Below are 25492 nucleotides of genomic sequence, written 5' to 3'. Positions count from 1 at the left end.
CGCCGCCGAAATCGACAAAGGCGCCCATTGGATGAACAACCGGGGCGCCTCCGCCCGAAAAACACCCAGCCACGCGCCGGGATGCTTGCGAACCGGCCCGGCTCGGGTTGTCATGCGTGCAAACAATCAGCACGACAGGGACCCGGACCATGACCCAGCGAAACAAAGCCGCCCCCTTCGCCGCCACGCGGCGGCAGGCGCTCAAGCTCGGCGGCGCGGTCGCGCTGTCGGCGCCCTTCGTGGGGCGGGCCTGGGCCTCCACCACCGAGATCAACATGCTGGCCTGGTATGGCCATGGCGAGCCCGACATCGTCGGCGCCTTCGAGGAGGCGAACAACGTCAAGTTCGTCCCCAAATACTATGCCGGCGGCGACAACATGCTGGGCCTGATCGCCCAGTCCCCGCCGGGCACCTACGACGTGATCCTGTCCGACGCCGAATTCGTCCAGCAGCTCGACGCCGCCGGCTATATCGAGCCGCTGGACGCCGCGGATTACCCGCTCGACGACATGCTCTACCCGGACTTCCAGAAGTTCCCCGGCCACTGGTCCGACGACACGCTGATGTCGATGATGGTGCGCTTCGGGCATCTTGGCGTGAGCTACAACACCACCGCCGTCTCGGCCGAGGAGGCGGAATCCTACGCCTGCTTCTGGAAGCCCGAGCTGAAGGGCAAGGTCGGGCATTTCGACTGGCACCTGCCGACGCTGGGCCAGATGAGCCTTTATAACGGGAACGGCGCCGGGCTCTGGGACCTGGACGACGCGGCCTGGGCGAAGGTGCAGGAGACCACGATGTCCCTGCGCCCGCAGGTCGGCGGCTTCTTCGACTTCGGCGGCACCTTCAACGGGCTGAAGAACGGCGAGATGCTGGCCATGGTCGGCATCGGCGACTGGATCACCGGCATCCTGGAGAAGGACGGGGCGCCGGTCGCCTCGGTCATCCCCAAGGAAGGCGGCATCCAGTGGACGGAGAGCTATTGCATCGGCAAGGGCTCGGAGAAGGCCGATCTGGTGAAGACCTTCATCCAGTACATGCTCAGCCCCGAAGGGCAGGTGAAATCGGCGCAGATGGCCGCCTATCCGGGCAATATCGTCACCAAAGGCGGCTTCGAGCTGCTGGGCGAGGTCGACCCGAAGGAGGCCGCGCGCACCCACCAGCTGCCGGGCGACCCGATGAACCCGATCACCCTGATCGACACCGGGCGGATCCACTATCGCGACATCCCCAGGCAGCAGAGCCTGGAGGACTGGAACGACTTCTGGTCCGAATACAAGAACGCCTGACGCGGGCGTCGCCGAGGGGCGGAGACGGCCGCGCGGGGAAACGCGGCCGTCCCGACGCCTCCGCCGGCAAGCCGTCCCGTCTCCCGCCTCGCGCCCGCCCGGGGGGCGCGGCGACGAACCCGGCGCCGTCGCGCGCCTTCGGCGGCATGCGCGCCGCCCCAGACCCAGACCCAGACCCTGATCCTGAACCGGACCCGCGCCCGCCATGGCCTCCGATCCGAAATCGCGTCTCGACCTCTATGCGCTCAGCTTCCGCCTGCCGATCCTGGTTTGGCAGGCGCTGTTCTTCGTGGGGCCGCTGGCCTTCATGCTCGCCATGTCGTTCTTCGACGTGAAGAACTACCGCATGGTCGAGACCTTCGAGCTGAAGGCGTGGGAGCGGATGCTGACCCGCGGCTATGTCTGGGACAGCTATTTCCTGACGCTCGGCCGGGCGGCGCTGGCGGCGCTGGTCGCCTCCCTGGTCGCCTTCCCGGCGGCGTGGCTGCTGGCCTTCCGCGCGTCGGAGACGCAGCGGCGCTGGGCGATCTTCCTGCTGGTGATCCCGTTCTTCACCTCCTACCTGGTGCGGACGTTCTCCTGGCTGGTGATCCTGGCGGAGTCGGGGGTGGTCAATGCCGGGCTGGGGGCGTTCGGGCTCGGCCCCTACACGATGCTCAACACCGGGTTCGGGACGCTGGTCGGCTACCTGACGCTGGTGCTGCCGCTGGTGCTGATCCTGCAGACGGTGACGCTGGCCCATATCGACCCGAGGCTGCCGGCCGCCGCCCGCAACCTGGGCTGCCCGCCGGGGCGGGTGATATGGGAAGTCGTGCTGCCGCTGGCGAAAACCGGGCTGGTGGTCGCGGCGCTCTTCGCCTTCATCCTCAGCTTCGGGGATTTCGTGGCGCCCTATTACCTCGGCGGCTCGAAGCCTCCGACGCTGCCGATCCTGATCATCGACACCACCAAGTCCGGCCAGCAATGGCCCCGCGCCGCGGTGGTGGCGGTGATGATGATGCTCACGCTCTTCGCCATCGCCTTCGCCTCCATCGCCTTCGCCTATCGCAAGCGGGCCTCGAAATGAGCGGCGCTGGCAAGGCGGCGGCGGGGCTCTGGGCGCTGCGGATCTGGGCGGCGCTGGTCTTCGTCTTCGTGTTCGCGCCGATCTTCTTCTCGGTGATCTTCTCGTTCAACTCGGCGCGGTTCCCGACCATCCCGCTCGAGTCCTTCACCCTGCACTGGTATCAGACCATCTTCGCCGATCCCGACGTGTGGGACGCGGCTCTGAATTCGGTGATCGTGTCGTCCTGCACGGCGGTTCTGGCGACCGCGCTGGGCTTCTGCACGGCCTATACCGACTACCGCTACCGGTTCCGGGGGCAGGGGGCGTATCTGGCGCTGGTGCTGCTGCCGCCGACCATTCCGCTGATCATCATGGCGCTGGCCATGCTGGCCTGGCTGTCGAAGATCGGGGCCTCGGGGCAGATCTGGTCCATCGTGGCCGCGCATACCGTGCTGACCGCGCCTTTCGCCATGGCGGTGATCCGCCTGCGGCTCAACCAGATCGACCCGAGCCTGGAGGCCGCGGCCTGGAACCTCGGCGCCAGCCAATGGCGGGCCATGCGCTGGGTGATCCTGCCTTTCGCGCGGCCGGCCATCGTCTCGGCGCTCTGCCTCACGGCGGCGGTCAGCTTCGACGAATTCGCGGTGGCCTGGTTCGTGTCCGGCCTCAACAAGACCGTGCCGGTGCTGATCCTCGAGATCGTCACCGGCAATATCGACCCCCAGGTGAACGCCATCGGCACGCTGGTGTTCGGGGTCTCCATCACCCTGGTGGCGCTGGCGCAGATCCTGCTCGCCGCCCGCCTGAGCCGGAGCGCCGCATGAGCGAACCTCTCGTCACCCTGCGCGACGTGGTCAAGCGCTACGACGACTTCACCGCCGTCAAGCGCATGAACCTGGAGATCGGCGCCGGCGAGTTCGTCGCCATCATGGGTCCGTCCGGCTGCGGCAAGACCACCACGCTGCGGATGCTGGCGGGGCTGGAGGCGCCTACGGAGGGCGAGGTGGTGATCGACGGCCGCGTCATGAACGACGTGCCCGTGCATGAGCGGGACACGCCGCTGGTCTGGCAGTCGCTGGCGCTGTTTCCCTTCCTCAACGCGCGGGAGAATGTGGAGTTCGGCCTGAAGATGCGCGCCGTGGCGCCCGGGGCGCGGCGGAAGAAGGCGCTGGAATGGCTCGACCGGCTGGGCATCGCCGAATTCGCGGAGCGCAACGTGGAGACCCTGTCGGGCGGGCAGCGGCAGCGGGTGGCGCTGGCGCGGTCCCTGATCACCGAGCCCCGGCTGCTGCTGCTGGACGAGCCGCTCTCGGCGCTCGACGCCCATCTGGTGATCCGGATGCAGGGGGTGCTGACCCGCCTGCAACGCGAGTTGGGGATCACCTTCGTGCATGTCACCCATTCCCAGTCCGAGGCCTTCGCCATGGCCGACCGGGTGGTGATCATGTCGCGCGGAGAAATCGCCCAGGTCGGCGCGCCCCGCGACATCTACCGCGCCCCCGCCAACCGCTTCGTCGCGGAATTCGTGGGGCGCAACAACATCATCGCGGGGACCGTGGCGCCGGTGGGGCCGGGCTTCGGGCTGCTGCGGGTGGACACGCCGCTCGGTCCCTTCGACGTGGTGGCGGACGACGCCCCGCGCCCGCCCGGCGAGGCGGCGGTCTTCGTCGTCGGCGCCGACCGGGTGGAGATCGGGCGCGAGCCTCGGCCCGGCGCCGTGCCCTGCACGCTGATCTCCGAGGAATTCATCGGCTCCGTCGTCACCCTGTTCCTTGAGGCCCCCGACGGGACCGAGCTGAAGGTCCAGGCGCAGGAACGCGCGCTGGCCGCGCTGGATGCGGGGTCGGGCGGCGCCTTTCACCTGAGCTGGAGCCCGCAGGAAGCCCATCTTTTGCCGCCCGGAGCCTAGCAAGAGCATGATCGCGAACCCGCCTCCCTGGCCCGGCGGCGCCCGCTGCGCCTGCGCCATCACCTTCGACATGGACGCCGACGTGCTGATCCAGGTGGCGAAGCCGGCGGACGGGCATGACCGGCTCTACCCGATCTCCATGGGCCGCTACGGGCCGGTGGTGGCGATCCCGCGCATCCTGGAGACCTATCGCCGCCTCGGCCTGAAGCAGTCCTTCTTCATCCCCGGCTGGTGCCTGGAGACCTATCCCGACGCCGCCGAGGCGATCCTCAAGGGCGGGCACGAGATCGGCCATCATGGCTGGCTGCACGAGGACCCGATCGAGTCCGGCCCCGCCCAGCGCGAACAGTTCGAGCGCGCGCTGGACGCGCACGACCGGATCTGCGGCATGAAACCCCGCGGTTATCGCGGCCCGGTCTACAACATCAACCAGATGACGCTCGACCTGATCGCCGAGCACGGGCTGGTCTATGACAGCTCCCTGATGGGCGACGACATCCCATATGCGCTGCGGTCCCGGGGCCGCGAGATCTGGGAGATGCCGGTGCATTGGGGAACCGACGACTGGCCCCCTTTCGCCCATTACGCCGAGATCGGCTACATGATGCCGGTCCGCGGGCCGTCGGAGGGGCTGGAAGGCTTCTGGGAGGAGTTCGAGGCCGCCTATGCGGCGGGGGGCTTCTTCATGCTGGTCGTCCACCCGTTCCTGACCGGGCGCCTCGCGCGCTGGGCGAAGGTCGAGGCCTGGCTGGAGCGGACCCTGAACGAGCGCAGCGTGTGGTTCGCGCCGCTTGAGGATATCGTCGCCCATCTCGCCGCCGCCCGCGCCTCCGGCGCCTGGTCGCCGCGGGTCGAGGACACGCCCTACTATTCCGGCCCCCAGAGCTGACTTTCAGGAGCCCCGCCATGCTGACCGACACCGACCGCCGCTTCCTGCGCATCGCCTATGACGAGGCGCGGGAGGGCTTCGAGGAGGGCGGCTGCCCCATCGGCTCGGTGCTGGCGCGGGGCGAGACGCTGGTCTCGCGCGGGCGCAACCAGCGGGTCCAGGGCGGCGATCCCATCGCGCATGGGGAGATGGACGCGCTGCGCAAGGCGGGGCGCCAGAAGACCTATCGGGACACGACCCTCTACACCTCGCTGAGCCCCTGCATGATGTGCGCGGGGACCATCGTGCAGTTCGGCATCCCGCGGGTGGTGGTCGGGGAGAACGCCACCTTCGGCGGCAACGAGGACTTTCTGCGCGCCCGGGGCGTCGAGGTCATCGTCGCCGACGACCCCGACTGCATCGCCCTGATGACCCGTTTCATCACCGAGAAGCCCGAGCTATGGGCCGAGGACATCGCCGAGGACTGAGCGTCGGATGGCGGGTTGAAACCCGCCCTACGTCTTCCGAAAGGTCGCGCCGGCGCGTGGGGCGGGGTTCAACCCGCCCCCCCCCCCCCCCCCCCCGGACCGGGACGAGGCGCCTCATTCGAAGGCCAGCGCCTCCCCCTCCGGCGGCATCACTTCGAAGATGTTCAGGGTCAGCGAGATCAACGAGTAATATCCCAGGATCCCGACCAGATCGACGACCCCGTCCTCGCCCAGCGCCGCCACCGCGCGGGCATAGACGGCGTCCGAGACCCGGCGCGCGGTCTGCGCCTCCAGCGCGAAGGCGTGAACGGCGGCCTCGTCCTCCGCGGCGAAGGTCGGGGTCTCTCCGATCCGCAGCGCCTCGATGATCTCGGGCGCGAGCCCGCCGTCCAGCGCCGGGCCCTTGTGCGCCCACCACTCGAATTCCGCCGTCCAGACCCGGGCCATGGTCAGGATCGCCAGCTCCGACAGGCGCGGCGGCAGGGACGTGCCGTATCGGCAATAGGCGCCGAGCTCCTGCGCCTTCTGGGCGAGTTCCGGCCGGCGCAGCCAGACGGCCAGCGGGCCCTCCACCCGGCCGCGGGGGCCCGAGGCGATGGCGTCATGCACCTCGCGCTGGCGCGGGGTCATGTCCTCGGGGGCGGGGGGCGAGATGCGGGGCATGCGGCGGCTCCGGTCAGGATGTCAGGGACCGCAAGTTGCCTCGCCGGCGCGGCCGGGTCCAGATGGGCTGATCCGGGACGCCGGTGCGCGACGCCCCCGAATGCCGGGCGCTCCGTGCGCCGGATCGTGCGCAATTGCCGGGAATTTCTGCGAATGATGCGGAAATCGCGCCTGTCGATCGGAAAACCGGTTCCGATTTTGGCCGGATTATGCAAACGCTAAGGTTGAAGTCGCCGCGTCCGGAGAGGTCCTTCGGCCTTTGCGGAGCCGAGGGGCGACCGTCCGGAGGCGTCTTCCGGTTGAATGATCCGGAAAACCTGATGGCGAAGCCGCGGGCGCGTACCGTTAAGAGGGGCGAGAACAGCATGAACACCACTATCGCGCGAGCCATGCTCGGCGCCGTCGGCCTGATGGCGGCGGGCATCGGCGCGGCCTCGGCCATCACCGTGGCGCCGCGCGTCGCCGCGATGGAATCGCTGGTCGCGGAGTCCTTCGGAACCTTCGACATCGTGCTCGACTACGGCTCCGAGACGCCCGATCCCGCCTATGCCGCCGCCTTCACCGCCGCCGAGCTGTTCTGGGAAAGCCAGATCGCCGGCTATCGGCAGCCGACGACCGCGAGCGCCGCGGCCGTGTCTCCGCTGGCGATTTCGGTGACGCTCCATGAGATCGACGGCGCCGGCGCCATCCTCGGCGGCGCCGCGACCACCACCTACTGGAACGACACCATCTACAAGACCGCCTCCTCCGGCGTGATGGAGTTCGACACCGCCGACCTCGCCATCATCAGCGAGCAGCGGCTGGAATTCCTGATCCTGCACGAAATGGCCCATGTGCTGGGGCTCAATCCGGCGATCTGGTCGCTCAACGGCGCGGTCGACGGCTTCGTCGACGTGGCCGATCCGGGCACGGACTATTTCTCCCAATATATCGGCGAGGACGGCCTGGCCGCCTACAATATCGAGAACGGCTCCTCCGAGGCCTTCATCCTGCTGGAGGACGAGGGCGCGGCGGGCACAAGGGGCGCGCACTGGAACGAGGAGACCTTCCTCGGGACCTTCTCCGACCAGGGCAACCCGGAGTTGATGACCGGCTGGCTGGGCGCCTCCGCCTATCTGTCGCAGACCACGCTGTTCGCGCTGCAGGACGTGGGTTTCGCGCTGGCGAGCACCGAGGTGCCGGTTCCGGCGGCCGGCGGGCTGCTGATCGCGGGCCTGTTCGGGCTGGTCGCGGCGGGCCGCCGACGGCGCGCCGCCGCCGGCTGACGAACGGGGCCTGACGGGCGGGGCCTGACGGACGGGACCAGGGGGCGGACGCGGGTCCGCCCCTTTCGCGTTCCGGCGCGTTGCGGGCAGGGCCCGCGCGGCGTGGTCAGTCCAGCGACGGCAGGATGCGTCGGGCGCGCAGGTCCTCGAAGGTCTCGCGGAACATGTCCTCGGTGTCCTGGCAGGCGTGGAAGCCGGCCTGCCGCAGCTTGATGGTGCTCAGGATCTGCGGGTCGCGGGCGCGGGTTCCCGCCCCCCCGGCCTTTTCATGCGCCAGGATGCGGTCGGCGTAGTGATGGGATTCCCCCAGCAACTGCGCGAGATCCGGGACCGCGAGCCCGTGACGCGCCGCGACCCTCGCCCAGGCGGCGCCCTGCGCGGGCAGCCATTCGGCGAGCGACAGCGGCGAGGGCGAGGCGGGGGCGGCGCCCAGCGCCTCGGCGATCGAGGGCCAGAGCTGGGTCCAGTCGGCCACGTCGCCATTGGCGATGTTGAAGGTCTCCCGCGCCGCCGCAGGGGCCTCCGCCGCCCATTCCAGCGCCTTCGCGACCAGCCGCGCATCCGCTGCTTCCCACAGATAGGCCGGCCCGCCGGGATAGCCGAAGGGCCGCCCCGTCTCGGCGCAGAGCGCGGCGAAGACCCCCAGCACCGGCGCGATGTTCATGGCCGACCCCGTGGCCCCCCCGAACACCACCTGCGGGCGGAGGATGGTCCAGTCCCAGGCCGCGCCCTCGGCGGCGGCGCGCAGGTGATCCTCCTGCAGCCAGTAGAAATTCGGGTGATCGTCGCGAGGGCGGCGTTCCTTCTCGGGGACCGAGATCCGGTGCACATGCCCGCCATAGGCCTTGGCGCCCTGCAGGATCGAGACATGCCGCAACCCCGGCGCCGAGGCCGCCAGCGGGTCGAGGAAATTGGCGAACATCGCCCGGTTGGTCTCCATCTGCTCCGGGGCGGTCCAGCCGGCCACCAGCCCCGGCAGCTCGTAAAGCGCCGCGTAGACCGCGTGAGTGACCTCGGGCAGGGCGGAGAGCGCGGCGGCGGCCGCCTCCCGGTCCGTGAGATCGACGGCGAGCGGCGTGAGATTCGGCGCCGCAGGGATCGGCCGGCGCGACAGGGCGATGACCTGCCAGTCGCCGGACGCTGCGAAACGCTCCGCCGCGGCGCGGCCGACGACGCCGGTGGCGCCGGCGACGATGACGGTTTTCATGGGCGGGTCTCCTCCGTGCTCCGCCGGTCAAGGGAGCGCCGGGAGGCCCGCGGGTCTTGCGTCGAGGGGGGGAGGGGGCGGCGCGGGCCGCCCTCTCCTCCCGGGTCAGAGCGTGATGCGGTAGCGCGCGAAGCCGTCGGCGCCGTCGCCCGCGGGCTCGATCTTCACGCCGGGCACCTCGGCGGCATAGGGGCGCCCGCCCGGCCCGGTGTCGAAGATCACGGTCGTCCCCTCCATCGGCGCGAAGGCCCAGTTGGCGTCGGCCGAGGGGTTGATCGTCCCCTGATCCACGATGTAGCGCACGATCACGTCGCGGTTGGTGTCCGGGGCCACGAAGATGATCTTGTCGTCGGTCACGCCGGGGAAATGCCCGCCGCCGCCAGCGCGGTAGTTGTTGGTCGCGATGACGAATTTCGCGGCCGGGTCGATCGGGGCGCCATTATGCGCGAGATCCCTGATCCGGCTCGCCTCCGGCGCGACGACGTTCCCGTCGGTGTCGTATTTCGCCGGCTGGCTGAGGTCGATCCGGTAGCTCACCCCATCCATCACGTCGAAATTGTAGGACGGGAAGCCCGGATTGATCAGGGGCGCGTCGGTCGCGCCGGGCTCGACCCGGTTGAAGATGCCGGCCGACATCTCCAGCCACTCCTTCACCGTGGCCCCGTCCACCAGCATCGCCCGCGCGGTGTTGGGATAGAGGTAGAGGTCCGCCACGTTCTTGATGGCGATGGGGCCGGCCTTCACCTCGGTGTAGTAATCCGGCCCGCCGCGTCCGCCCGCCTTGAACGGCGCGGCGGCGGAGAGCACCGGCAGCCCCTCCCATTCCGTGCCCGCCATCATCTGGCGGATATACCAGGTCTGCGCCTGGCTCACGATCTGGACGGAGGGGTCGTCGGCCACCAGCGCGAAATAGGAATGCAGGGGGGCCGAGGTCTCGCCCACCGCGCGGCGCACATAGGCCAGGGTGGCGTCATGGTCGGCCTGGGCGGCGGCCTCGACCTTCTTGAAGCTTTCGACCAGCGGCGACACCTCGCGCCCTTCGCGGGCGAAGATCGGGCGGGCCTCGGAGGTCGAGGCGACGACTTTCCACGCGCCGCCGTCCTGCTCCAGCATCAGGTCGATCAGGCCCATATGAGAGCCCCAGAACCCGGCCATCACCCCCGGCTTGCCGCCGATCAGCCCCCTGGCGAGGTCGAGCCCCGCGAAGCCCTCGTATTTGGCGCCCGGGAAATCGAGATGCGAATGCCCGGTCACCACCGCGTCGATCCCCTCGACCTCGGCCAGCGGGATGGCGGCGTTCTCCATCATCTCGGAGGCGTGGGGTGAGCCGATGCCGGTATGGGCCAGCGCCACGACGATGTCGGCGCCGGCCTCGCGCATCTCGGGGACCCAGGCGCGGGCGGCCTGGACGATGTCGCGGGTCTCCACGTTGCCCTCGAGGTGCTTCTTGTCCCAGGTCATGATCTGGGGCGGGACGAAGCCGATCAGCCCGACCTTGATCCTGCGGGTCCCGCCGGCGCCGTCGGTGACGGTCTGCTCGGCGATCACATAGGGCTTGAGCCAGGTGTCGTCGGCGCGGGCGCTGCCGGCCAGCCTGCCGCGGGCGAGGTTGGCGCACACGAACGGGAAATCGGCGCCGGCCAGCACCTTGTCCATGAAGCCCAGGCCGTAGTTGAATTCGTGGTTGCCCAGCGTCGAACAGGCGTAGCCCAGCGTGTTCATGGCGGCGACGATCGGGTGGACGTCCCCCTCCTTCATGCCGCGCTCATAGGCGATGTAGTCGCCCATCGGGTTGCCCTGCAGGAAGTCGCCATTGTCGACCAGCATGGCGTTGGCGGCCTCGGCGCGGACGTCCTCGATCAGGGCGGCGGCGCGGGCGAGGCCCATCGTGTCGTTGGGCCGGTCGCCGTAATAGTCGTAGGGGAAGACGTGGACATGCAGGTCCGTGGTCGAGACGATCCGCAGATGCGCCTGGTTGGCGGCGGCGCGGACCGCGAACGGGTGCAGGGCGATCATGGCGCCGGTCGCGGCGGCGCCGCGCAGCAGGCTGCGGCGGGAAAGGGGGGGCAGGCTGGGCATGGCGGCTCCGTGGGCTTCATCGCTCGCTGTGGTCGACGCTGGAGAACCCTGGGATCGGGGACCGGCGCAGGGCTCGCGTCAAGCGGGAATCGTCCCGCGCGGCGCGGCGCGCACCATGGAGGACAAGCAAGACGGGCGCGTGACGACGCGCGGCCGGGCGCGCCGATGCGAAAAGGGCGGGCCTGCGCCCGCCCCGCCTTGCGCCTGTCGGGCAAGCCCGCCTCAGGCGGCGCCGCGGCGCCGGCGGCCGGGACGCCGGGCCGGCGCGGCGGAGGCGCCCGAGAGCAGCTCCATCGTCGTGCCGGTGACCGGGCCGAGCCTGGCGAGGATCTCGTCCACCCCCGGCTTCGGCCCGCGGGGCGTCGACTCCAGCGCCTCGCGCATGGCGGCGATGTGGTTGGGCGTGGTCCCGCAGCAGCCGCCGATGATCTTCACGCCCAGATCGCGGGCGATGCAGGCGTAATCGGCCATCAGCTCGGTGGTGCCGGTATAGCGGATGGCGCCCTCGTGATATTCGGGGATGCCGCAATTGGCCTTGGTGACGATCACGTCGTGCTCGGTGATCGCGTCGGCGGCCGAGATCACGCCGACCAGCAGGTCCGAGGCCCCGGTCCCGCAGTTGCCGCCCCAGGCGATCGGCGCGTGATCGTGGCCGCAGGCGTGCACGATCCCCGCCAGCCGCGTGGGGGTGACGCCCATCATGGTGCGGCCGTTGGTGTCGAAGGACATGGTGCCGACGCAGGGCATGCCGACGGCGGCCGCGGCTTCGAGGGCGGCGTTGTATTCCTCCTCCGAGCTCATGGTCTCGATCCAGACCAGATCGGCGCCGCCGTCCTTGAGCCCCTGCATCTGCGCGGTGAAGGCGGCGACGCCGTCGGCATGGGTCAGCGGGCCCACGGGGGCGAAGAGATCGCCGGTCGGACCCACGTCGCCGGCGCAGATCACGTCGCGGCCGGATTCGGCGATGGCCTCGGCCAGCAGGCGCGCGGCGGCGGCGTTGATCTCGTGCACCTTGTCCTGCATGTCGTGCAGCTTCAGGCGGTTGGCGGTGCCGCCGAAGGTGTTGGTCAGAACCAGGTCCGAGCCCGCGTCGATGAAGCTGCGGTAATGCGCCTTGACCTTGTCGGTCTCCTCGAGGTTCCAGCGCTCCGGCGCGTCGCCATGTTCGAGCCCCAGCGCGAACAGGTTGGTGCCGGTGGCGCCGTCGGCGAGGATCCAGTCGCGGGTCTTGAGCATCTGGGCGAGCTTGTCGGACATCGGCGGCTCCATGGGACTTTCGCGCAGGGTTCGACCCGGCGGGACGTGCGCGCGGCGCGGCGCCGCCGCAGGGCGGGGATGCCCCGGGCGGAAGGACGTTCCGCGCCGTCGGGCTCTTCGGACCGGCGCGTGCGGCCGGGGCGGGCGGTCCGGCGGCGCTTGTCGCGGCGCGCGCGTCCCTGTATTCCAGTTCCGCCGCGCCTGACCCCGGTCCGGGGCGGTGGGCGCGCAGGCGCTCCGTATAGTGTCGCCGCGACCGGCGCGCAATCGGGGGCCTTGCCGCAATGCGACATACCCACCGGTATGCCGCCGCTTGAAATCCGGCGCCTTTCGGGCCATTCACCCCGATATCGCACCGCAGCATCGAAGCACCGTCGTCGGCCCCGGGGAACCGCCCCCGCCGCACGGGAGGAGAGCCCAGCATGAACAAGCCGCTCAGCGCCAAGGACAAGCCCGCCCAGGCCGCTTTCACGTGGGAGGACCCGTTCCTCCTGAACGACCAGCTCGACGAGGATGAGCGGATGCTGGCCGAGGCCGCCCGCACCTTCGCCCAGGAGAAGCTGCAGCCCCGCGTGACCAAGGCCTTCCTGGAGGAGACCTCGGACCCCGGCATCTTCGCCGAGATGGGCGAGATGGGGCTGCTCGGCTCCACCATCCCCGAGGAATACGGCGGGATCGGCGCGGGCTACGTGGCCTACGGCCTGGTCGCGCGTGAGGTGGAGCGGGTGGATTCGGGCTATCGCTCGATGATGTCGGTGCAGTCCTCGCTGGTGATGTATCCGATCTACGCCTACGGCTCCGAGGAGCAGCGCCAGAAGTATCTGCCCGGCCTCGCCGCCGGCACGCTGATCGGCTGCTTCGGGCTGACCGAGGCGGAGGCGGGCTCCGACCCGGGCTCGATGAAGACCCGCGCCGAGAAGGTGCAGGGCGGCTACCGGCTGAACGGCTCCAAGATGTGGATCTCCAACGCGCCCTTCGCGGACGTGTTCGTGGTCTGGGCCAAGTCGGACGCCCATGGCGGCAAGATCCGCGGCTTCGTCCTTGAAAAGGGCATGAAGGGCCTGTCGGCGCCCAAGATCGGCAACAAGCTGTCGCTGCGCGCCTCGACCACCGGCGAGATCTCGATGGAGAATGTCGAGGTTCCCGACGACGCGCTGCTGCCCAACATCGAGGGCCTGGCCGGGCCGTTCGGCTGTCTGAACCGGGCGCGCTACGGCATCGCCTGGGGCGTGATGGGCGCCGCCGAGGACTGCTGGTTCCGGGCCCGCGACTACGGGATGGAGCGCAAGCAGTTCAACCGGCCGCTGGCCAACACCCAGTTGTTCCAGAAGAAGCTGGCCGACATGCAGACCGAGATCGCGCTGGGCACCCAGGCCGCGCTGCGGGTCGGGCGTCTGATGGACCGGGCGATGGCGGCGCCGGAGATGATCTCGATCATCAAGCGCAACAACTGCGGCAAGGCGCTGGACATCGCGCGGATGGCCCGCGACATGCACGGCGGCAACGGCATCTCGGCCGAGTATCACGTGATCCGTCACATGGTGAACCTGGAGACGGTGAACACCTACGAGGGCGCCCATGACGTGCACGCGCTGATCCTGGGCCGGGCCCAGACCGGCCTGCAGGCGTTCTTCTGATCGCATCGCCCCGGGGCGATGTAACACGGGGGCGGTCCGGTCGGGCCGCCCCTTTTTCATGCGCCCCTTTTCCCCGCCCTCCTTTCCCGCGCCCCGCCCGGCGGCCTGCGGGGGAGCCGCGCGTCAACCGCTGCGCCGGCGGCGCCCCTGCGCCCGCGCGGCGTTGATCCGGGGGCGCCGGCGGAACGGTCTCTCCGGGTCGGGTCAGTCCGCCAGCGGGTGCGGTCCCGGGCGGCTCGATTCCGCGTTGAACAGGCCGAACATCGGGTCCCAGCGGCGCAGGGTCATGCCCGCGACCACCTCGGCCTCCTGGAAGGGATCGGTCTCCAGGAACTCCCGCGCGGCGTGCAGCGAGGGCAGGTCGAGCAGCATCATCGCCTCCCGCGGGCGCTGGTCGGGCAGGGGGCCGCCTGCGCGGATGATCCCGCGTTCCACCCCCATCGTCACCCAGCGCACATGGGCCTGGAGATGGCGATTCCACCCGCTCTCGTCGGGATGCGTATAGGTCACGAGAAACAGCGGCATATTCGGTCTTCCTGGCGCGGTTGGGGTCCGACGGGCGTCTCTGGCGCCGGATATAGGCCGCAACTGTTCATCAATTCCTAACCAACCCGCCCGATGATCCATCGTATCCGTTTGAACTGCGGAGTCGCGCATGGGCCGAAGAGCCTCAACAGATGAAGACGGTCTGCGCGAGGCGCCGCTGCTGCCTGGCCTCTCGCCCCCGTCTGAAGACGAAGCGCGTCGGGCTGATGTGCAGCGCGGCGCCGTTCGAATCGAGTCCGGCCGGGATGGCGTGTCGCCGTCCGGGGACGGACCAGGCCGGAACGGCGGGCCAGGGCCGGACCCCGCGCCGCCCGCGCCGCCCGCGCCGAGCCGCGAGCCGGGCGCGCTCGCGGAACCGCCCTCCGACGCCGGCGGACCCCAGGGCGCGGCGGAAGGGTCGGCGGCCGCCTGGCTGGGCGGCGCTGTGGCCAGCGCCATCGCCGCCGCGGCCCAGAGCTGTGCGCGTACGACCGAGGCGGCGGACGGGGACGCCGCCGAGCGCGGCGCATCCCCCGGAGCCGCATCGCCGGGACGCTCATCCCCCGAAGGCGCATCCCCTGACGACGCGAGGGATACGCATGCGCGCCCGGTCCAGGCGGATGTCGGCGACGCCGCCATGCCGGAAGGCGGTGCGGCCGAGGCGCCCCCGCGGCGCGACCGGCCCCCGGACGCGGCGCCCGAGGCCGCGCCGAGCCCTCCCGATCCGCAGGAGCGACCCGGCGACCCTCCCGGAAAAACCGCTCCGTCAGCGCAGGAAGACGCGACCGCCCCCGTCGCCCATCCGAAGGGGGGGAGGTCCGCGACGGCGCCCCCTGACCGGGCGGACGGGGCCAACGCCTCGACGCCCGGCCTGCTTCCGCTCGATCAGCCGGCCGAGCCTCCTGCGGTAGCCCGAGGCGGCAAGGCGCCTCGCCCCTCGGCCCGGGATGCGGACGCGGCCAGCCGTCTCGATCACCGCAAACGTTTGCGCGAGCGTTTCATGCAGGGCGGTCCCGACGCCATGCCGGACTACGAGCTGCTGGAGCTCGTCCTGTTCCGCGCCATCCCGCGGCGCGACGTGAAGCCCCTCGCCAAGCGCCTGCTGGCGGCGTTCGGCGACTTCAACCACACCATCTCCGCCCCGCCCGCGCGGCTGGCGGAGGTCTCGGGCGTCGGCGACGCGGTGGTGCAGGAACTCAAGATCGTCGAGGCCGCGGCCCACCGCCTCGCCCGCGCCCGGGTCATCGGCAAGGACGCGATCCAGACCTGGGAGCAACTCGTCGACTATTGCCGCGCCCGTCTGGCCCATGAGGCGACCGAGCAGTTCCGGGTGCTCTATCTCGACCGCAAGAACATCCTGATCGCCGACGAGGCGCAGGGCCGCGGCACCGTCGATCATGTGCCGGTCTACCCGCGCGAGGTGATCAAGCGGGCGCTGGAACTGGGCGCCTCGGCGTTGATCCTGGTGCACAACCACCCCTCCGGCGACCCTTCGCCAAGCCGTGCGGATGTCGACATGACCCGCCGGATCATGGAGGCCTGCGAGCCGCTCGGCGTCACCGTCCATGACCACGTGATCGTGGGCAAGAAGGACGTGGCGAGTTTTCATAGTCTGGGGCTTTTGGATCCGTAAGCATCGGGGACAAAAGCAAAACAGCCAGGCGCCGCGCCCTTGGCGCAAGATCGCTGAGCGGCCGGGAGCGGGGCCGGAGCAGGAAGCGCCTGCCGGCCGCGCCCATGGAAATCCGGTCGCGGAAGGCGCCCGCCGGCGCAGCGTTCGCCCCCCCGGCGGTCGCGGGGGCGGACCCGAACCGGCGGAGGACTGGGCGGCGCGTTTTTGCGGGGGGGCGTGCGGTAAGCCCCGAGCATCAGGGCCGCCGGTGGTTTCCGGAACGCCACGCCCCTCGCCATGCCTTCGCCGCGTGGGGGCCGCCCACGTGGCGGCCGGCCCGACGCGGCGACAGGCGCCCCGGTCGGCCGGCCCCCCCCCCTGCGCGAGGCGCCGCGCCCGCCCGCCCGCTCAGGCGGGCTTCGTGGCCTCGAAGGACGGGCGCTTGGCCATGCGGCGCGCGAAGGCGGCCAGGCCGGGGCGGCCGCTGCGCCAGTCCCAGGCCTCGAAGCGGAAATCCAAGTAGCCCAGCGCGCAACCCAGCGCGATCTGGCCGATATCCAGCTTGTCGGCGAACTTGCGCCCCTCCAGCGCGTCCAGCGCCCGGGCGATCTTGGCGCGCTGGGCGGCCATCCATTCCTCGCTGCGCTTGCCCTCTTCGCGAAGACGGCCTTCGTAGACCACGGCGATCCCGGCCTCCATCATCGCGTTTCCGGTCGCCTCCAGCACCAGCGTCGGGATCTCCGCGGCGCCGGTCGGGTAGAGCTTCTCGCCCCCGTGCAGGCCGTCGAGATAGCGCGTGATCACGGTGCTGTCGTAGATCCCCTGGCCCTCCGGCGTCACCAGGCAGGGGATCTTGCCCAGCGGGTTGATCGCCACGACCTCGGGGTTCGAATCATACGGCGTGGTGGCGCCGCTCTCCAGGGTCACCTGGTCGAGCAGGCCGGTTTCATGCAGCACGATCATGACCTTGCGGACGAAGGGCGAGCTGGGGGAATGGCGCAGGCGCATCATCGCGCGGTCTCCTTGGTCGGGTCGGCGAAGGGCCGGAAATCGGAAGCGCGGGCGTTGGTATCCGGTCGGGCGTCCGCTCGGGGCCGCGCGGGCAGAAGCCCGAGGCGAAGCCGCCCCAGGGCGGCGGCGTCGATGGCCAGCCCCGGTCCGTGGGCGCCCAACCGGAAGGTCCCCCGCCAGGCGGCGGAAGCGGAGGTCTCGGCGGCGCGGCGGCTCGATGCGCTGCGCCAGCCGGCCTCGGCGCCCTCGGGCGTGGCGTCGAGCGCCGCGTCGGCGCCGGGGATCGCGGCCACCGGCGCGCCGCCGTCGGCGCGGCGGGCCCGGCGCATCGCGGCCCAGCCGGCGAGCGCCACGGCGGCGCCGGCCGCGACCTTGGCGCCGGCGGGCGCGCTCAGCGCCTTGGCGGCGAGCGGGCCGAGCGCGGGAAGCAGGGCGAGGGGCAGGGGCATGGCGGGCGGGCTCCGGATCCGAAAGGGCCGGGGATGGCCTCGTTCCGGAACATAGGGATGAGGCGGTGCGCGAGGCAAGTCTTGGCGCGCGACAGGTTTCCACCCTGCGGAATGAAAGGCGCCGCCAGGGCCGCCGTCCCACCCTGCGCCAGCCGACGGGCGGGCGGGGCGGATTGGCGCTGGCGCGGCGTGGGGTCGTCATGGGAGGGTGTCGGCGACCGGCCGTCGCGCGCCTGCGCGGCCGCGCCCCCGAGACCCGACCCGAAAGGCGTATCCATGCGCGTGCCCGCCGCTCCGCGTTCCCGACCCCGCTTCCGCCCGCGCCGGGCGCCACGCGGGCCATCCGACGAGGACGCGGCGGACCGCGGCCGCGGCCGGGGCCGGGTCCCGCCCCGCCGTTGACGCCCGCCATCCCATCGCTTCCCGCAGGATACTCCATGCGCATTCCCCACCCGGCCGTCGCGGCGACGCTCGCGCTGGCGCTCGGCCTTCTCGCCGCGCTCGATCCGGCGCCCGCGCTCGCCCAGCAATCCCCGGACACCGAAGCCGAAACCGCACTCGCCCGTTTCGTCGGCTCCGAGACCTGCGCCGGCTGCCATGCCGATGAGACCGAGGCCTGGCGCGGGTCGCATCACGCGCTGGCCTGGACCCCGCCCACGGCCGAACATGTGCTGGGCGATTTCGACGACGCGCGTTTCGAGGGCGCCGGCCTCGCCGCCCGCTTCCGCACCGCGCCAGACGGCGGCTTCAGGATCGAGGTGACCGAGGCCGACGGCGTCCGCCGCGCCTATCCCGTGCGCGGCGTCGCGGGCATCGCCCCCCTTCAGCAATACCTGCTGGAGACCGAGCCCGGCCGCCTGCAGTCCTTCGACGTGGCCTGGGACACCGAGCGCGACCGCTGGTTCCACCTTTACCCGGACACCAACCTGCCCCCGGATGACGGGCTGCACTGGACCGGCCCCTACAAGACCTGGAACGCCCGCTGCGCCGAGTGCCACGCGACCGGGTTCGAGAAAGGCTACGACGCGCGCGCGCGGACCTATGTCTCCACCCAGGCCGAGATCGGGGTGGGCTGCGAATCCTGCCACGGGCCCGGATCGCGCCATGCGGACTGGGCGGAGGCGGGGGCGGACCCGGCCTCGGCCCCGACGGCGGGGGGCTTCGCGGTGGATTTCGACGTCCCCCGCCCGGCGGAGGGGGCGGGCATCGCCTCCGGCCCGCTGGCGCAATGCGCCGGCTGCCATGCGCGGCGCGAGGCGTATCATCCCGGCGATCCGCCCGCGGGCATGGCGGTGGACGATGCCTTCAACCTCGCGCTGCTGCGGCCGGGGCTCTACCACGCCGACGGGCAGATCCTCGACGAGGTCTATGTCTGGGGCTCGTTCCTGCAATCGAAGATGCAGGCCAAGGGCGTGGTCTGCACCGACTGCCACGATCCGCACCAGGCCGCCCTGCGGCTGGAGGGGAACGACGTCTGCGCCCAGTGCCACAGCCCGGCGGGGAACCCGGAGTTTCCCAGTCTGGCGCGCAAGACCTATGACGACCCGGCGCATCACTTCCACGCGGCGGGCTCCGAGGGCGCGCAATGCGTGAACTGCCACATGATCGAGCGGGATTACATGCAGGTGGACGGGCGGCGGGACCATTCCTTCCGCATCCCGCGCCCGGACCTGAGCCCGATCACCGAGGCGCCCGACGCCTGCGGCGATTGCCATGCGGATCGCGGCGCGGACTGGGCTGCGGCCCGGATCGCCGAGCATTACCCGCAGGCCGCGGCGCGTCCGCATTTCGGGGTGGCGCTGGCCCATGGACGGGGCGATCCGGCCTCCGCGGCGGGGGAGCTGGCGGCGCTGGCGCTGGACGGCGCGCAGCCCGGCATCGCGCGGGCCACGGCGCTGTGGCTGCTGGAGAATTCGGGCGACGCCGGGGCCGCGGACCGGGTGGCGCCGCTCTTGTCCGACCCGGACCCGCTGGTGCGCGCGGCGGCGGTGGGGGCGCAGCGCTCGGCGGCGGCCCCGACGATGGCGGGGCGGCTGTTCCCGGCGCTGCGGGATCCGTCGCGCTCGGTCCGCCAGGCGGCGGCGCGGGCGCTGCTGGATGCGCCGATCGCCCGCATGCCGCCGGCGCGGGAGGCGGATCTCAACGGCGCGATGCGCGAATGGCGGGCCTCGCTCGCCAGCCGGCCCGACTTTCCGGAGACGCATCTGCAAATGGCCGGCATGGCGCTGACCATGCGCAATTTTCCGGCCGCCGAGGCCGGCTTCCGCGAGGCCGTGCGCCTCGATCCCCAGCGGATCGAGGCCTGGACGATGATCGCCCGCATCGCCGCCGCGACACGCGGCGGAGACGCCGCCCGCGCCGCGGTGGAGGAGGCCCTGCGCGCCAATCCCGGAGACCCTGGCCTGCTCGCGCTGCGCGAGCAGGCGGCGGCGCTGCCCTGAACCGGCGCCCCCTCCCCCCGGCGGGGGAGGGGGCGAGGCGTCAGGCGATGATGTCGATATAGACTTGAGCGTCTTCGCCCGGGGCCGTGTTCGGGTTCGCCAGACGGTAGTCGAGCACCACCGTGTCGCCGGCCTCCAGAGTCCCGCCGCGGACATAACGGTCGGTTGTCGAACTGGCGTTCAGCGTGACGAAGCCCCCCTCGGAGATCGTAGCGGCGCCGCCGCCGTGAAGATTCAGCTGCGTCCCCGCGTCGCGAAAGATGTTGTATGTCGCGGGCTTGAAGCCATGGACGATGATGGCCTCTCCGGCATCCACATCGAAATCCGCGCCTTCGCCATTGTCGAGAAGCACATTCATCGCCGGGTTGCCGCCGCTTAGCGACCAGACGAAGTGATCGTCCACGGCCGTCGGGGTGTCCTGCCGACCCACGACCTCGACCGTTACGGTCGCGGTGCTGTGGTCGCCCCCGCGCTCCTCGATCTCATAGTCGAAATCGAAGGAAACGGTCTCCTCGTTCTTCAGATACTCGAAGTCATCACCGGTATCGAAAACGACTTCCCGCATGTTGTCTTTAAGCGTCAGCGTGCCGCCCAACGGGCCATCATAGGTTCCCGGTCCATCCGGCGCGAAGGAAACGGACACCACTTCGGCCAGGCCGGTGTCGGAGGTGTAGTCGTTGGCGAGGAAGTCGAGAGTTTCCGCGCGGCCTTCCGACAGCCTGAGCGAGTCATCCTCCGCGGATTTCGACAGATAGGTGAAACCTTCCACCTCGATCTCCACTGTGGCGCGCGAATAGCCATCGGCGCCGTCGAAGATCGTGTAGGTGAAGGAGACGGTTTCGGTCTCTCCGGTCTCGAGGTGGTCGAAGTCGCCGTCAGGGTTGAACCAGAATTCACCTGTCTCCGTGACCCGCACCCGGCCGCCTTCTTCCAGATCGAAAGAGGCGTCGACCTTCGCCTTGTCGCGCTCCACCTGGAAAACGGTCAGCACGTCGCCCTCGATATCTGAATCAGCGCCGGCGCCATTGTGGTCCAGAAGCCAGCCGTGGCGGGACCCGTCCTCGATCACCGAAAACGCGTCGTCTCGGGCCTCGGGGGCGGTGTTGCGGCCCTCGATCATCAGGGTGACATGGGAGCTGCGGGTGAACTGGCCGTCGGTGGCGCTATAGGTGAAGGTGACCTGCGCGAGCTCGCCGACCTTCAGGTGGTCATAGGCGCCGTCGGCGCGGAACCACAGCGTGCCGTCGGCCTCCAGCTTCACAACGCCGCCCTGGGGGAGGCTCACGGACTCGCCGGCTTCGGCCGCGCCGCTCAGGAAATCCACCACCCGCAGGGCGCCGCCCTCGGGGTCCTTGTCGGCGCCGAGGCCGTTGAAGGCGAAGACGTCGGCCTTGGTCGTGGCCTTCTCATGGGTGTAGATGAAATCGGGATAGAGCGTCGGGGCGTTGTTGGCGCCGGTCACGGTCACCGTCGCGGTGGCGGTCGAGGTCGCCCCGGCGGCGTCGGCGATGGTGTAGTCGAAAGACACCTCCACCGTCTCGCCGCCGATCAGGTAGCCGAAATCGCCGGCGGTATCGAACCAGAACTTGCCGTCCTCCATCACCCGGACCCGGCCGGCGGAGAGGTTCAGGCCCAGCCCGACATAGCTCGCCACGCCTTGCACGGCGACCACGCGCAGGGCGCCGCCCTCTGGGTCCGTATCGGCGCCATGGCCATGATCGTCGAAAAGGTTGCCGCTGATCAGCGCGGTTTCATGCGCGGCCAGCGTGTCGGCGCGCGCGATGGGCGGGCTGTCCGCGGCGGCGGAGGGCGTGGCGGTCAGCGGGGCGGAGGTGAGGTCCGAGCGGAACGGGCCGGCGAGAATCTCGTTGGGAATCATGACGCTTCCATAAGTCATTCAGAAAGATGAGCGGACGTTAATCGGTGTTTTGCGACCGCGCCACCGCGATGACGCAACGTGTTCTCGCCGCGCCGCGGGTCAGCGCGGCGCCATCGCGGCCTTGATCCGCGCCACCTCCTCCGACGGCGCGTCGGGGCGGGAGACGGCGGCCCATGCATCGATATAGTCGGCGGCGGCGTAGTTGTGGCCGTGGCCGGGCGGCGCGTTCACCGCCAGCAGCATGTCCAGCGCTACCTGGAAAAAGGTCACCACCGGGCGCCAGGTCAGCGCCTCCGACACGTCGGCTCCGCGCGGGCGCGACGCCCAGTCGGGGCGGCGGAACCACATGTCCTCCTCGAAATGCACGATGGCGTCGGAGGGATAGGCCACATAGGCGATCCGGATCGGCCCCCAGCCGGGCCCCTCCTCCGGGTCCTCGACGTTGAAGCCATGGGGCGGGGTCAGCACGCGCGCCAGCCGCCCGCCCTCGAACACCGGCTGCCAGGCGGGGGAGCCCGCATCCCGGTCCGCGATGATCCGCCGCCAGAGCGGGTTGCGGAAAGTCGGCCCGGCCCAGACCGCCCCCTGGAACGGGTCGGAGATGAAGGAGAACATCATCGGCGAGCTCTCCGATCCGAAGGCGCCGAGGCTGAGGCCGAAGAGATAAAGCGCGGGCCGGGTCTCCTTCGGCAGGCTTTTCCAGTGGTCGTGGATGACCTCGAACACGGTGGCGGCGGAGGCCTGCGCCCGCCCCGGCTCCAGGATCAGCGATTGCGGGCTGGCGAGGTAGGAATACTGCACGCCCGCCACCGCGGTGTCGCCGTCATGCAGGTATTCGACGGGCGCGATGCCGTTGTCGTCCAGCCAGCCGGTGCCGGTGGGCGTGGCGATGACGAGGACGCTGCGGTCGAAGGCCCCAGCGCGCCGCAGCTCCGCCAGCGCCAGCCGGGCCTGCGCTTCGGCCCCGTCGGCGGCGCGCAGGCCGACATAGACCCGGATCGGCGCCTTGGCGGGGCGCCCGGTCAGCGCCGCGATCTCCGCGGCCCGCGGTCCCTCGTGGACGAAGCGCTTGCCGGCGGAGCCCAGCGCGTCCCAGGGCGTCAGCGAGCCCGGCCCGCCGGAGCGCGTGGCTTCCGCCGGAGGTCGGGCGCCGGGCGGATCGCGCGTATCGGCGGCGGCCTGGATCTCGTCGATCAGAGTGATCACGCGGCTGAGCAGCGTGTCGTTCACCGCGATCGCCAGAGCGGCGATGAAGACCAGGGCCCCCAGCGCCGCCACCCAGCGGCGTCGCGCGTAGCGCAGCGGGAAGCGGGCGGCGAAGCCGATCCCGGCCGAGATCGCCCAGCCCAGCCCCAGCAGCCCCAGGGCGACCAGCGCGCCCAGGCCGACCAGCTTGACCAGATGCGCGTCCTCCAGTGGGGCCATGCCCATCAGCAGGCGGGTGGAGTCCTGCCATTCCGCCGCCTGCCAGAGATGGTAGCCGAGCTGGACCGCCGTGACCGCGCACAGCGCCAGGAACAGCGGCCGCCCCCGGCGGTCGCTCGCCACGGGCAGCTCCAGCCAGGCCCAGAGCCGCGCGATCAGCACGCCCCCGCCATAGCCCAGCGCGAAGCCGAGCCCGGCCAGCGCGCCCTGCGCCTCCCACGGGCGGGGGATCAGCGAGGGCGTGAAGGTCAGCGCGCAGATCAGCCCGCCGAGATAGAGCCCCAGCGGCGACGCCCGCAGCCGACGCCGCGGCCCCGCCGGCGCGCCGGTCACCTGGGGAACAGGAAGGTCAGGCCGATGCGCAGGCCCAGCCCCTCCGGCCCGCCGGCGGGCGCCTCGGCCCAGTAGCGCGCGCCCGCGAACAGGCTGACCGGCTGCGCGCCCAAGGTCACCACCTTGCTGACCACGGCGTTGAGCGGGACCGACCAGCTTTCCGAGCCCCAGTCATAGGTGGTCTCGGTGTTGACGGTGAACGTCCAGGCCTCGGGCGTGGTGTAGCTGAGGAAGGGCTGCATGAAGGTGGCGTTGACGTCGTTGCGCGAGCCCTCTCCGGCCACCGACCAGATGTGGTTGCCGAGAAAACCCAGGGTCCACGGCCCGAACTGCTTGAGCGCCACCGCGGTGGGGCCGAGGCCGAACTTGCCGCTCCCCAGCAGGTCATCGGTGGCCGTGGGCAGCAGCGCCACCGGGCCGACGCCCCAGATCACGCCGTTCGAGCCCGGTTCGGCCGGCGACAGGAACAGGCTCTGCACCACGTCGCCGAGGCCGAACTGGACGCCGCTGTTCCCGGCGATGTCCTCCTGCCAGATCACCGGCAGGATGGTGCGCGAGATCAGGTTCCAGTCCGCGCTGAGCGTGATCGGGTAGACCGGCTGGATATTGGTCAGAACGCGCGACCCGTCCGCCGGCCCGAAGCCCTGGTCGTAGTTCGTCTGGATCGGGACGCTGATCAGCGAGGCGACCGGGTTGGAGAGCTTCTTGGCCAGGTCCGCGGCGCCGGCGGCCTGCGCGCGGGCCGGGTCGGCGGGCGCCAGGAGGCCGGCCAGCGCGGCGGCGAACGGCAGGACGAGGGCGGCGGCGGCACGGATAGGGGACATGATGGAAACGCCTTGCGAACAGGGGAAGCGGAGCCGGCCGAGGGCACGCGCCTCAGGCCGCCGCACGCGGGTCCGGGGGAAGGGAAGGACGAGGAGCGGACGCCCGGACGGACTGAAAAACTACCAGCCGTCCCGACCCTTGAACAGCCGGAGACGCGCGCCCCCGCCCGCGGTTCCGGCCCTCCTCCGCCGCCCTCGCGGCCCGCTTCCGCCGCCTCTCTTGCCCCCGCTCCCGCCCCGGCGTCGCCGGGCGTCGGGGCGCGCGCCCCGTCCGCTCAGCCGGTCGTGGCGGCGGGCTTCGTGGCCGCGTCGAGATCCGCGAGGTCCTGCGCGCTCAGCTCCAGCGCCGCGGCGGCGACCAGATCGGCCACCTGCGCCACCGAGGTCGCGGAGGCGATGGGCCCGGTCACCCCGTCCTGCGCCGCCACCCAGGCCAGCGCCACATGAGCGGGCTTGGCGGCGTGCCGGGCGGCGACGTCGTCCAGCGCCTCCAGCGCGCGCAGGCCCTCGGGGGTCATGTAGACCTCCAGCCGTCCGCGCCGGGGCTTCGCGGCCACGTCCTCCCGGGACCGGTAAAGCCCGGTGAGAAAGCCGGAGGCGAGGCCGAAATAGGGGATCACGCCCAGCCCCTCGGCCCGGCAGAGGTCGAGCAGCGGCCCCTCCAGCTTGTCGCGCGCCACGAGGTTGTATTCGGGCTGGAGGGAGGAATAGCGGGGCAGCCCCTCGCGGTCCGCCGTCTCCAGCGCCCCGCGAAGTTGTTCGGGCGAGAAGTTCGACGCGCCGATGGAGCGGATCTTGCCCGCCTTGATCATGCGGTCATAGGCGCCGAGCGTCTCCGCGTGGGGCGTGGCGTCGTCGGGACGGTGGGCGAAGTAATGGTCCACGCAGTCCACCCCCAGCCGGGCGAGGCTGGCGTCGATGGCCTGCTCCAGCCAGCGCGCCGAAAGGCCGGAGGCGGGGAGGCCCTGCGGGTCCCGCCCCATGTCCGAGCCGCCCTTGGTGATCAGCACGATCCGCGCGCGCATCCCCGGCCGCGCAGTGAGCCAGCGGCCGATGACGGACTCGCTCTCGCCCCCCGCATGACCGGGCGCCCAGCGGGAATAGACGTCGGCGGTGTCGAGCGCGTTCAGCCCCGCCTCCACCGCGGCGTCGAGCACGGCGAAGCTCGTCGCCTCGTCCGCCGTCCAGCCGAACACATTGGCGCCGAGCACGATGGGCGGGACGGTCAGGCCCGAGGGGCCGAGGGGGATCTGGCGCATGGGGGAAGGCTCCGGCGGGGATGGGGAAAG

General features: G+C 71.1%; 21 protein-coding genes. 10 read left to right on the top strand and 11 right to left on the bottom strand.

Translation table 11 applies throughout. The features are described 5' to 3' along the window. The first annotated feature begins 149 nt into the window (after positions 1-149). The 6 genes from BLV24_RS14145 to BLV24_RS14120 all read left to right on the top strand — a co-directional run bounded on the left by BLV24_RS14145 (position 150) and on the right by BLV24_RS14120 (position 5596). Complete coding sequence (locus tag BLV24_RS14145) at positions 150-1286, top strand: ABC transporter substrate-binding protein (protein ID WP_092682820.1); 1137 nt, start codon at positions 150-152, stop codon at positions 1284-1286. A 205-nt stretch (positions 1287-1491) separates the two neighbouring features. After that, on the top strand, positions 1492-2352 hold the full coding sequence (locus tag BLV24_RS14140) for an ABC transporter permease (protein ID WP_092682818.1): 861 nt from the start codon (positions 1492-1494) through the stop codon (positions 2350-2352). Further along, positions 2349-3155, top strand: coding sequence for an ABC transporter permease (locus BLV24_RS14135; RefSeq protein WP_092682816.1), 807 nt, complete (start codon positions 2349-2351; stop codon positions 3153-3155). Before BLV24_RS14140 ends, BLV24_RS14135 begins: the two co-directional genes overlap by 4 nt. Beyond that, the gene (locus tag BLV24_RS14130) at positions 3152-4240 is read left to right on the top strand and encodes an ABC transporter ATP-binding protein (protein WP_092682814.1); all 1089 of its coding nucleotides are present in this window, start codon (positions 3152-3154) and stop codon (positions 4238-4240) included. Before BLV24_RS14135 ends, BLV24_RS14130 begins: the two co-directional genes overlap by 4 nt. A gap of 7 nt (positions 4241-4247) precedes the next feature. Continuing rightward, positions 4248-5129 (top strand): polysaccharide deacetylase family protein, encoded by an 882-nt coding sequence (locus BLV24_RS14125; RefSeq protein ID WP_092682812.1) that lies wholly within the window; start codon positions 4248-4250, stop codon positions 5127-5129. Between the two features lie 17 nt (positions 5130-5146). Beyond that, a complete protein-coding gene (locus BLV24_RS14120; protein WP_092682810.1) occupies positions 5147-5596 on the top strand; it encodes a nucleoside deaminase in 450 nt (149 codons plus the stop codon). Positions 5597-5710: 114 nt separating this feature from the next. On the opposite strand, the gene BLV24_RS14115 is transcribed toward BLV24_RS14120, so the two are convergent. Next, on the bottom strand, positions 5711-6259 hold the full coding sequence (locus BLV24_RS14115; protein ID WP_092682808.1) for a carboxymuconolactone decarboxylase family protein: 549 nt from the start codon (positions 6257-6259) through the stop codon (positions 5711-5713). Between the two features lie 365 nt (positions 6260-6624). Here BLV24_RS14115 and BLV24_RS14110 point away from each other — a divergent pair, with 365 nt between their 5' ends. Next, positions 6625-7524, top strand: coding sequence for a leishmanolysin-related zinc metalloendopeptidase (locus BLV24_RS14110; RefSeq protein WP_092682806.1), 900 nt, complete (start codon positions 6625-6627; stop codon positions 7522-7524). A 106-nt stretch (positions 7525-7630) separates the two neighbouring features. On the opposite strand, the gene BLV24_RS14105 is transcribed toward BLV24_RS14110, so the two are convergent. The 3 genes from BLV24_RS14105 to bmt all read right to left on the bottom strand — a co-directional run bounded on the left by BLV24_RS14105 (position 7631) and on the right by bmt (position 12067). Further along, positions 7631-8731 (bottom strand): NAD-dependent epimerase/dehydratase family protein, encoded by a 1101-nt coding sequence (locus BLV24_RS14105; RefSeq protein WP_092682804.1) that lies wholly within the window; start codon positions 8729-8731, stop codon positions 7631-7633. A gap of 105 nt (positions 8732-8836) precedes the next feature. Beyond that, positions 8837-10810: a bifunctional 2',3'-cyclic-nucleotide 2'-phosphodiesterase/3'-nucleotidase gene (locus tag BLV24_RS14100; RefSeq protein WP_092682802.1), complete on the bottom strand. Its 1974-nt coding sequence runs from the start codon at positions 10808-10810 to the stop codon at positions 8837-8839. A 222-nt stretch (positions 10811-11032) separates the two neighbouring features. After that, a complete protein-coding gene (gene bmt, locus BLV24_RS14095) occupies positions 11033-12067 on the bottom strand; it encodes a betaine--homocysteine S-methyltransferase (RefSeq protein WP_092682938.1) in 1035 nt (344 codons plus the stop codon). A gap of 422 nt (positions 12068-12489) precedes the next feature. On the opposite strand from bmt, the gene BLV24_RS14090 reads away from it, so the two are divergent. Then, the gene (locus tag BLV24_RS14090; protein WP_092682800.1) at positions 12490-13704 is read left to right on the top strand and encodes an acyl-CoA dehydrogenase; all 1215 of its coding nucleotides are present in this window, start codon (positions 12490-12492) and stop codon (positions 13702-13704) included. Positions 13705-13908: 204 nt separating this feature from the next. Here the strand turns inward: BLV24_RS14090 and BLV24_RS14085 are convergent, their stop codons facing one another. Beyond that, on the bottom strand, positions 13909-14229 hold the full coding sequence (locus tag BLV24_RS14085; RefSeq protein WP_092682798.1) for a YciI family protein: 321 nt from the start codon (positions 14227-14229) through the stop codon (positions 13909-13911). A gap of 871 nt (positions 14230-15100) precedes the next feature. On the opposite strand from BLV24_RS14085, the gene radC reads away from it, so the two are divergent. Beyond that, positions 15101-15862 carry a RadC family protein gene (gene radC / locus BLV24_RS14080; protein ID WP_245710576.1) on the top strand — a complete coding sequence of 254 codons (762 nt, stop codon included), beginning with the start codon at positions 15101-15103 and terminating at the stop codon, positions 15860-15862. A gap of 387 nt (positions 15863-16249) precedes the next feature. On the opposite strand, the gene BLV24_RS14075 is transcribed toward radC, so the two are convergent. Both BLV24_RS14075 and BLV24_RS14070 read right to left on the bottom strand, forming a co-directional pair. Next, positions 16250-16852 (bottom strand): glutathione S-transferase N-terminal domain-containing protein, encoded by a 603-nt coding sequence (locus tag BLV24_RS14075; RefSeq protein ID WP_342707995.1) that lies wholly within the window; start codon positions 16850-16852, stop codon positions 16250-16252. After that, the gene (locus BLV24_RS14070; RefSeq protein ID WP_092682794.1) at positions 16849-17301 is read right to left on the bottom strand and encodes a hypothetical protein; all 453 of its coding nucleotides are present in this window, start codon (positions 17299-17301) and stop codon (positions 16849-16851) included. The genes BLV24_RS14075 and BLV24_RS14070 overlap by 4 nt, the downstream gene beginning before the upstream one ends. 437 nt (positions 17302-17738) lie before the next feature. Here BLV24_RS14070 and BLV24_RS14065 point away from each other — a divergent pair, with 437 nt between their 5' ends. Continuing rightward, complete coding sequence (locus tag BLV24_RS14065) at positions 17739-19742, top strand: cytochrome c3 family protein (protein ID WP_092682792.1); 2004 nt, start codon at positions 17739-17741, stop codon at positions 19740-19742. Positions 19743-19782: 40 nt separating this feature from the next. Here BLV24_RS14065 and BLV24_RS14060 read toward each other — a convergent pair whose 3' ends face one another. From BLV24_RS14060 to BLV24_RS14045, 4 genes are all read right to left on the bottom strand, one after another. Beyond that, complete coding sequence (locus BLV24_RS14060; protein ID WP_176954762.1) at positions 19783-21621, bottom strand: Ig-like domain-containing protein; 1839 nt, start codon at positions 21619-21621, stop codon at positions 19783-19785. A 99-nt stretch (positions 21622-21720) separates the two neighbouring features. After that, positions 21721-23379: an alpha/beta hydrolase gene (locus BLV24_RS14055; protein WP_092682788.1), complete on the bottom strand. Its 1659-nt coding sequence runs from the start codon at positions 23377-23379 to the stop codon at positions 21721-21723. Beyond that, a complete protein-coding gene (locus tag BLV24_RS22595; protein ID WP_092682786.1) occupies positions 23376-24203 on the bottom strand; it encodes a hypothetical protein in 828 nt (275 codons plus the stop codon). Before BLV24_RS22595 ends, BLV24_RS14055 begins: the two co-directional genes overlap by 4 nt. Positions 24204-24478: 275 nt before the next feature. Further along, positions 24479-25462: an aldo/keto reductase gene (locus BLV24_RS14045; protein ID WP_092682784.1), complete on the bottom strand. Its 984-nt coding sequence runs from the start codon at positions 25460-25462 to the stop codon at positions 24479-24481. Positions 25463-25492: the final 30 nt, after the last annotated feature.

Origin of the sequence: Albimonas donghaensis, assembly GCF_900106695.1 — a bacterium.
In the GTDB taxonomy this organism is placed as follows: Bacteria; Pseudomonadota; Alphaproteobacteria; order Rhodobacterales; family Rhodobacteraceae; genus Albimonas; species Albimonas donghaensis.
The sequence above is the reverse complement of the archived record's forward strand: the minus strand, read 5'-3'. Positions and strand labels throughout refer to the sequence as shown.

What these genes read in the sequence shown, in the direction of transcription:
- BLV24_RS14145 (WP_092682820.1), top strand. Translation starts at nt 150, where the DNA reads ATGACCCAGCGAAACAAAGCCGCCCCCTTCGCCGCCACGCGGCGGCAG.
- BLV24_RS14140 (WP_092682818.1), top strand. Translation starts at nt 1,492, where the DNA reads ATGGCCTCCGATCCGAAATCGCGTCTCGACCTCTATGCGCTCAGCTTC.
- BLV24_RS14135 (WP_092682816.1), top strand. Translation starts at nt 2,349, where the DNA reads ATGAGCGGCGCTGGCAAGGCGGCGGCGGGGCTCTGGGCGCTGCGGATC.
- BLV24_RS14130 (WP_092682814.1), top strand. Translation starts at nt 3,152, where the DNA reads ATGAGCGAACCTCTCGTCACCCTGCGCGACGTGGTCAAGCGCTACGAC.
- BLV24_RS14125 (WP_092682812.1), top strand. Translation starts at nt 4,248, where the DNA reads ATGATCGCGAACCCGCCTCCCTGGCCCGGCGGCGCCCGCTGCGCCTGC.
- BLV24_RS14120 (WP_092682810.1), top strand. Translation starts at nt 5,147, where the DNA reads ATGCTGACCGACACCGACCGCCGCTTCCTGCGCATCGCCTATGACGAG.
- BLV24_RS14115 (WP_092682808.1), bottom strand. Translation starts at nt 6,259, where the DNA reads ATGCCCCGCATCTCGCCCCCCGCCCCCGAGGACATGACCCCGCGCCAG.
- BLV24_RS14110 (WP_092682806.1), top strand. Translation starts at nt 6,625, where the DNA reads ATGAACACCACTATCGCGCGAGCCATGCTCGGCGCCGTCGGCCTGATG.
- BLV24_RS14105 (WP_092682804.1), bottom strand. Translation starts at nt 8,731, where the DNA reads ATGAAAACCGTCATCGTCGCCGGCGCCACCGGCGTCGTCGGCCGCGCC.
- BLV24_RS14100 (WP_092682802.1), bottom strand. Translation starts at nt 10,810, where the DNA reads ATGCCCAGCCTGCCCCCCCTTTCCCGCCGCAGCCTGCTGCGCGGCGCC.
- bmt (WP_092682938.1), bottom strand. Translation starts at nt 12,067, where the DNA reads ATGTCCGACAAGCTCGCCCAGATGCTCAAGACCCGCGACTGGATCCTC.
- BLV24_RS14090 (WP_092682800.1), top strand. Translation starts at nt 12,490, where the DNA reads ATGAACAAGCCGCTCAGCGCCAAGGACAAGCCCGCCCAGGCCGCTTTC.
- BLV24_RS14085 (WP_092682798.1), bottom strand. Translation starts at nt 14,229, where the DNA reads ATGCCGCTGTTTCTCGTGACCTATACGCATCCCGACGAGAGCGGGTGG.
- BLV24_RS14075 (WP_342707995.1), bottom strand. Translation starts at nt 16,852, where the DNA reads ATGATGCGCCTGCGCCATTCCCCCAGCTCGCCCTTCGTCCGCAAGGTC.
- BLV24_RS14070 (WP_092682794.1), bottom strand. Translation starts at nt 17,301, where the DNA reads ATGCCCCTGCCCCTCGCCCTGCTTCCCGCGCTCGGCCCGCTCGCCGCC.
- BLV24_RS14065 (WP_092682792.1), top strand. Translation starts at nt 17,739, where the DNA reads ATGCGCATTCCCCACCCGGCCGTCGCGGCGACGCTCGCGCTGGCGCTC.
- BLV24_RS14060 (WP_176954762.1), bottom strand. Translation starts at nt 21,621, where the DNA reads ATGATTCCCAACGAGATTCTCGCCGGCCCGTTCCGCTCGGACCTCACC.
- BLV24_RS22595 (WP_092682786.1), bottom strand. Translation starts at nt 24,203, where the DNA reads ATGTCCCCTATCCGTGCCGCCGCCGCCCTCGTCCTGCCGTTCGCCGCC.
- BLV24_RS14045 (WP_092682784.1), bottom strand. Translation starts at nt 25,462, where the DNA reads ATGCGCCAGATCCCCCTCGGCCCCTCGGGCCTGACCGTCCCGCCCATC.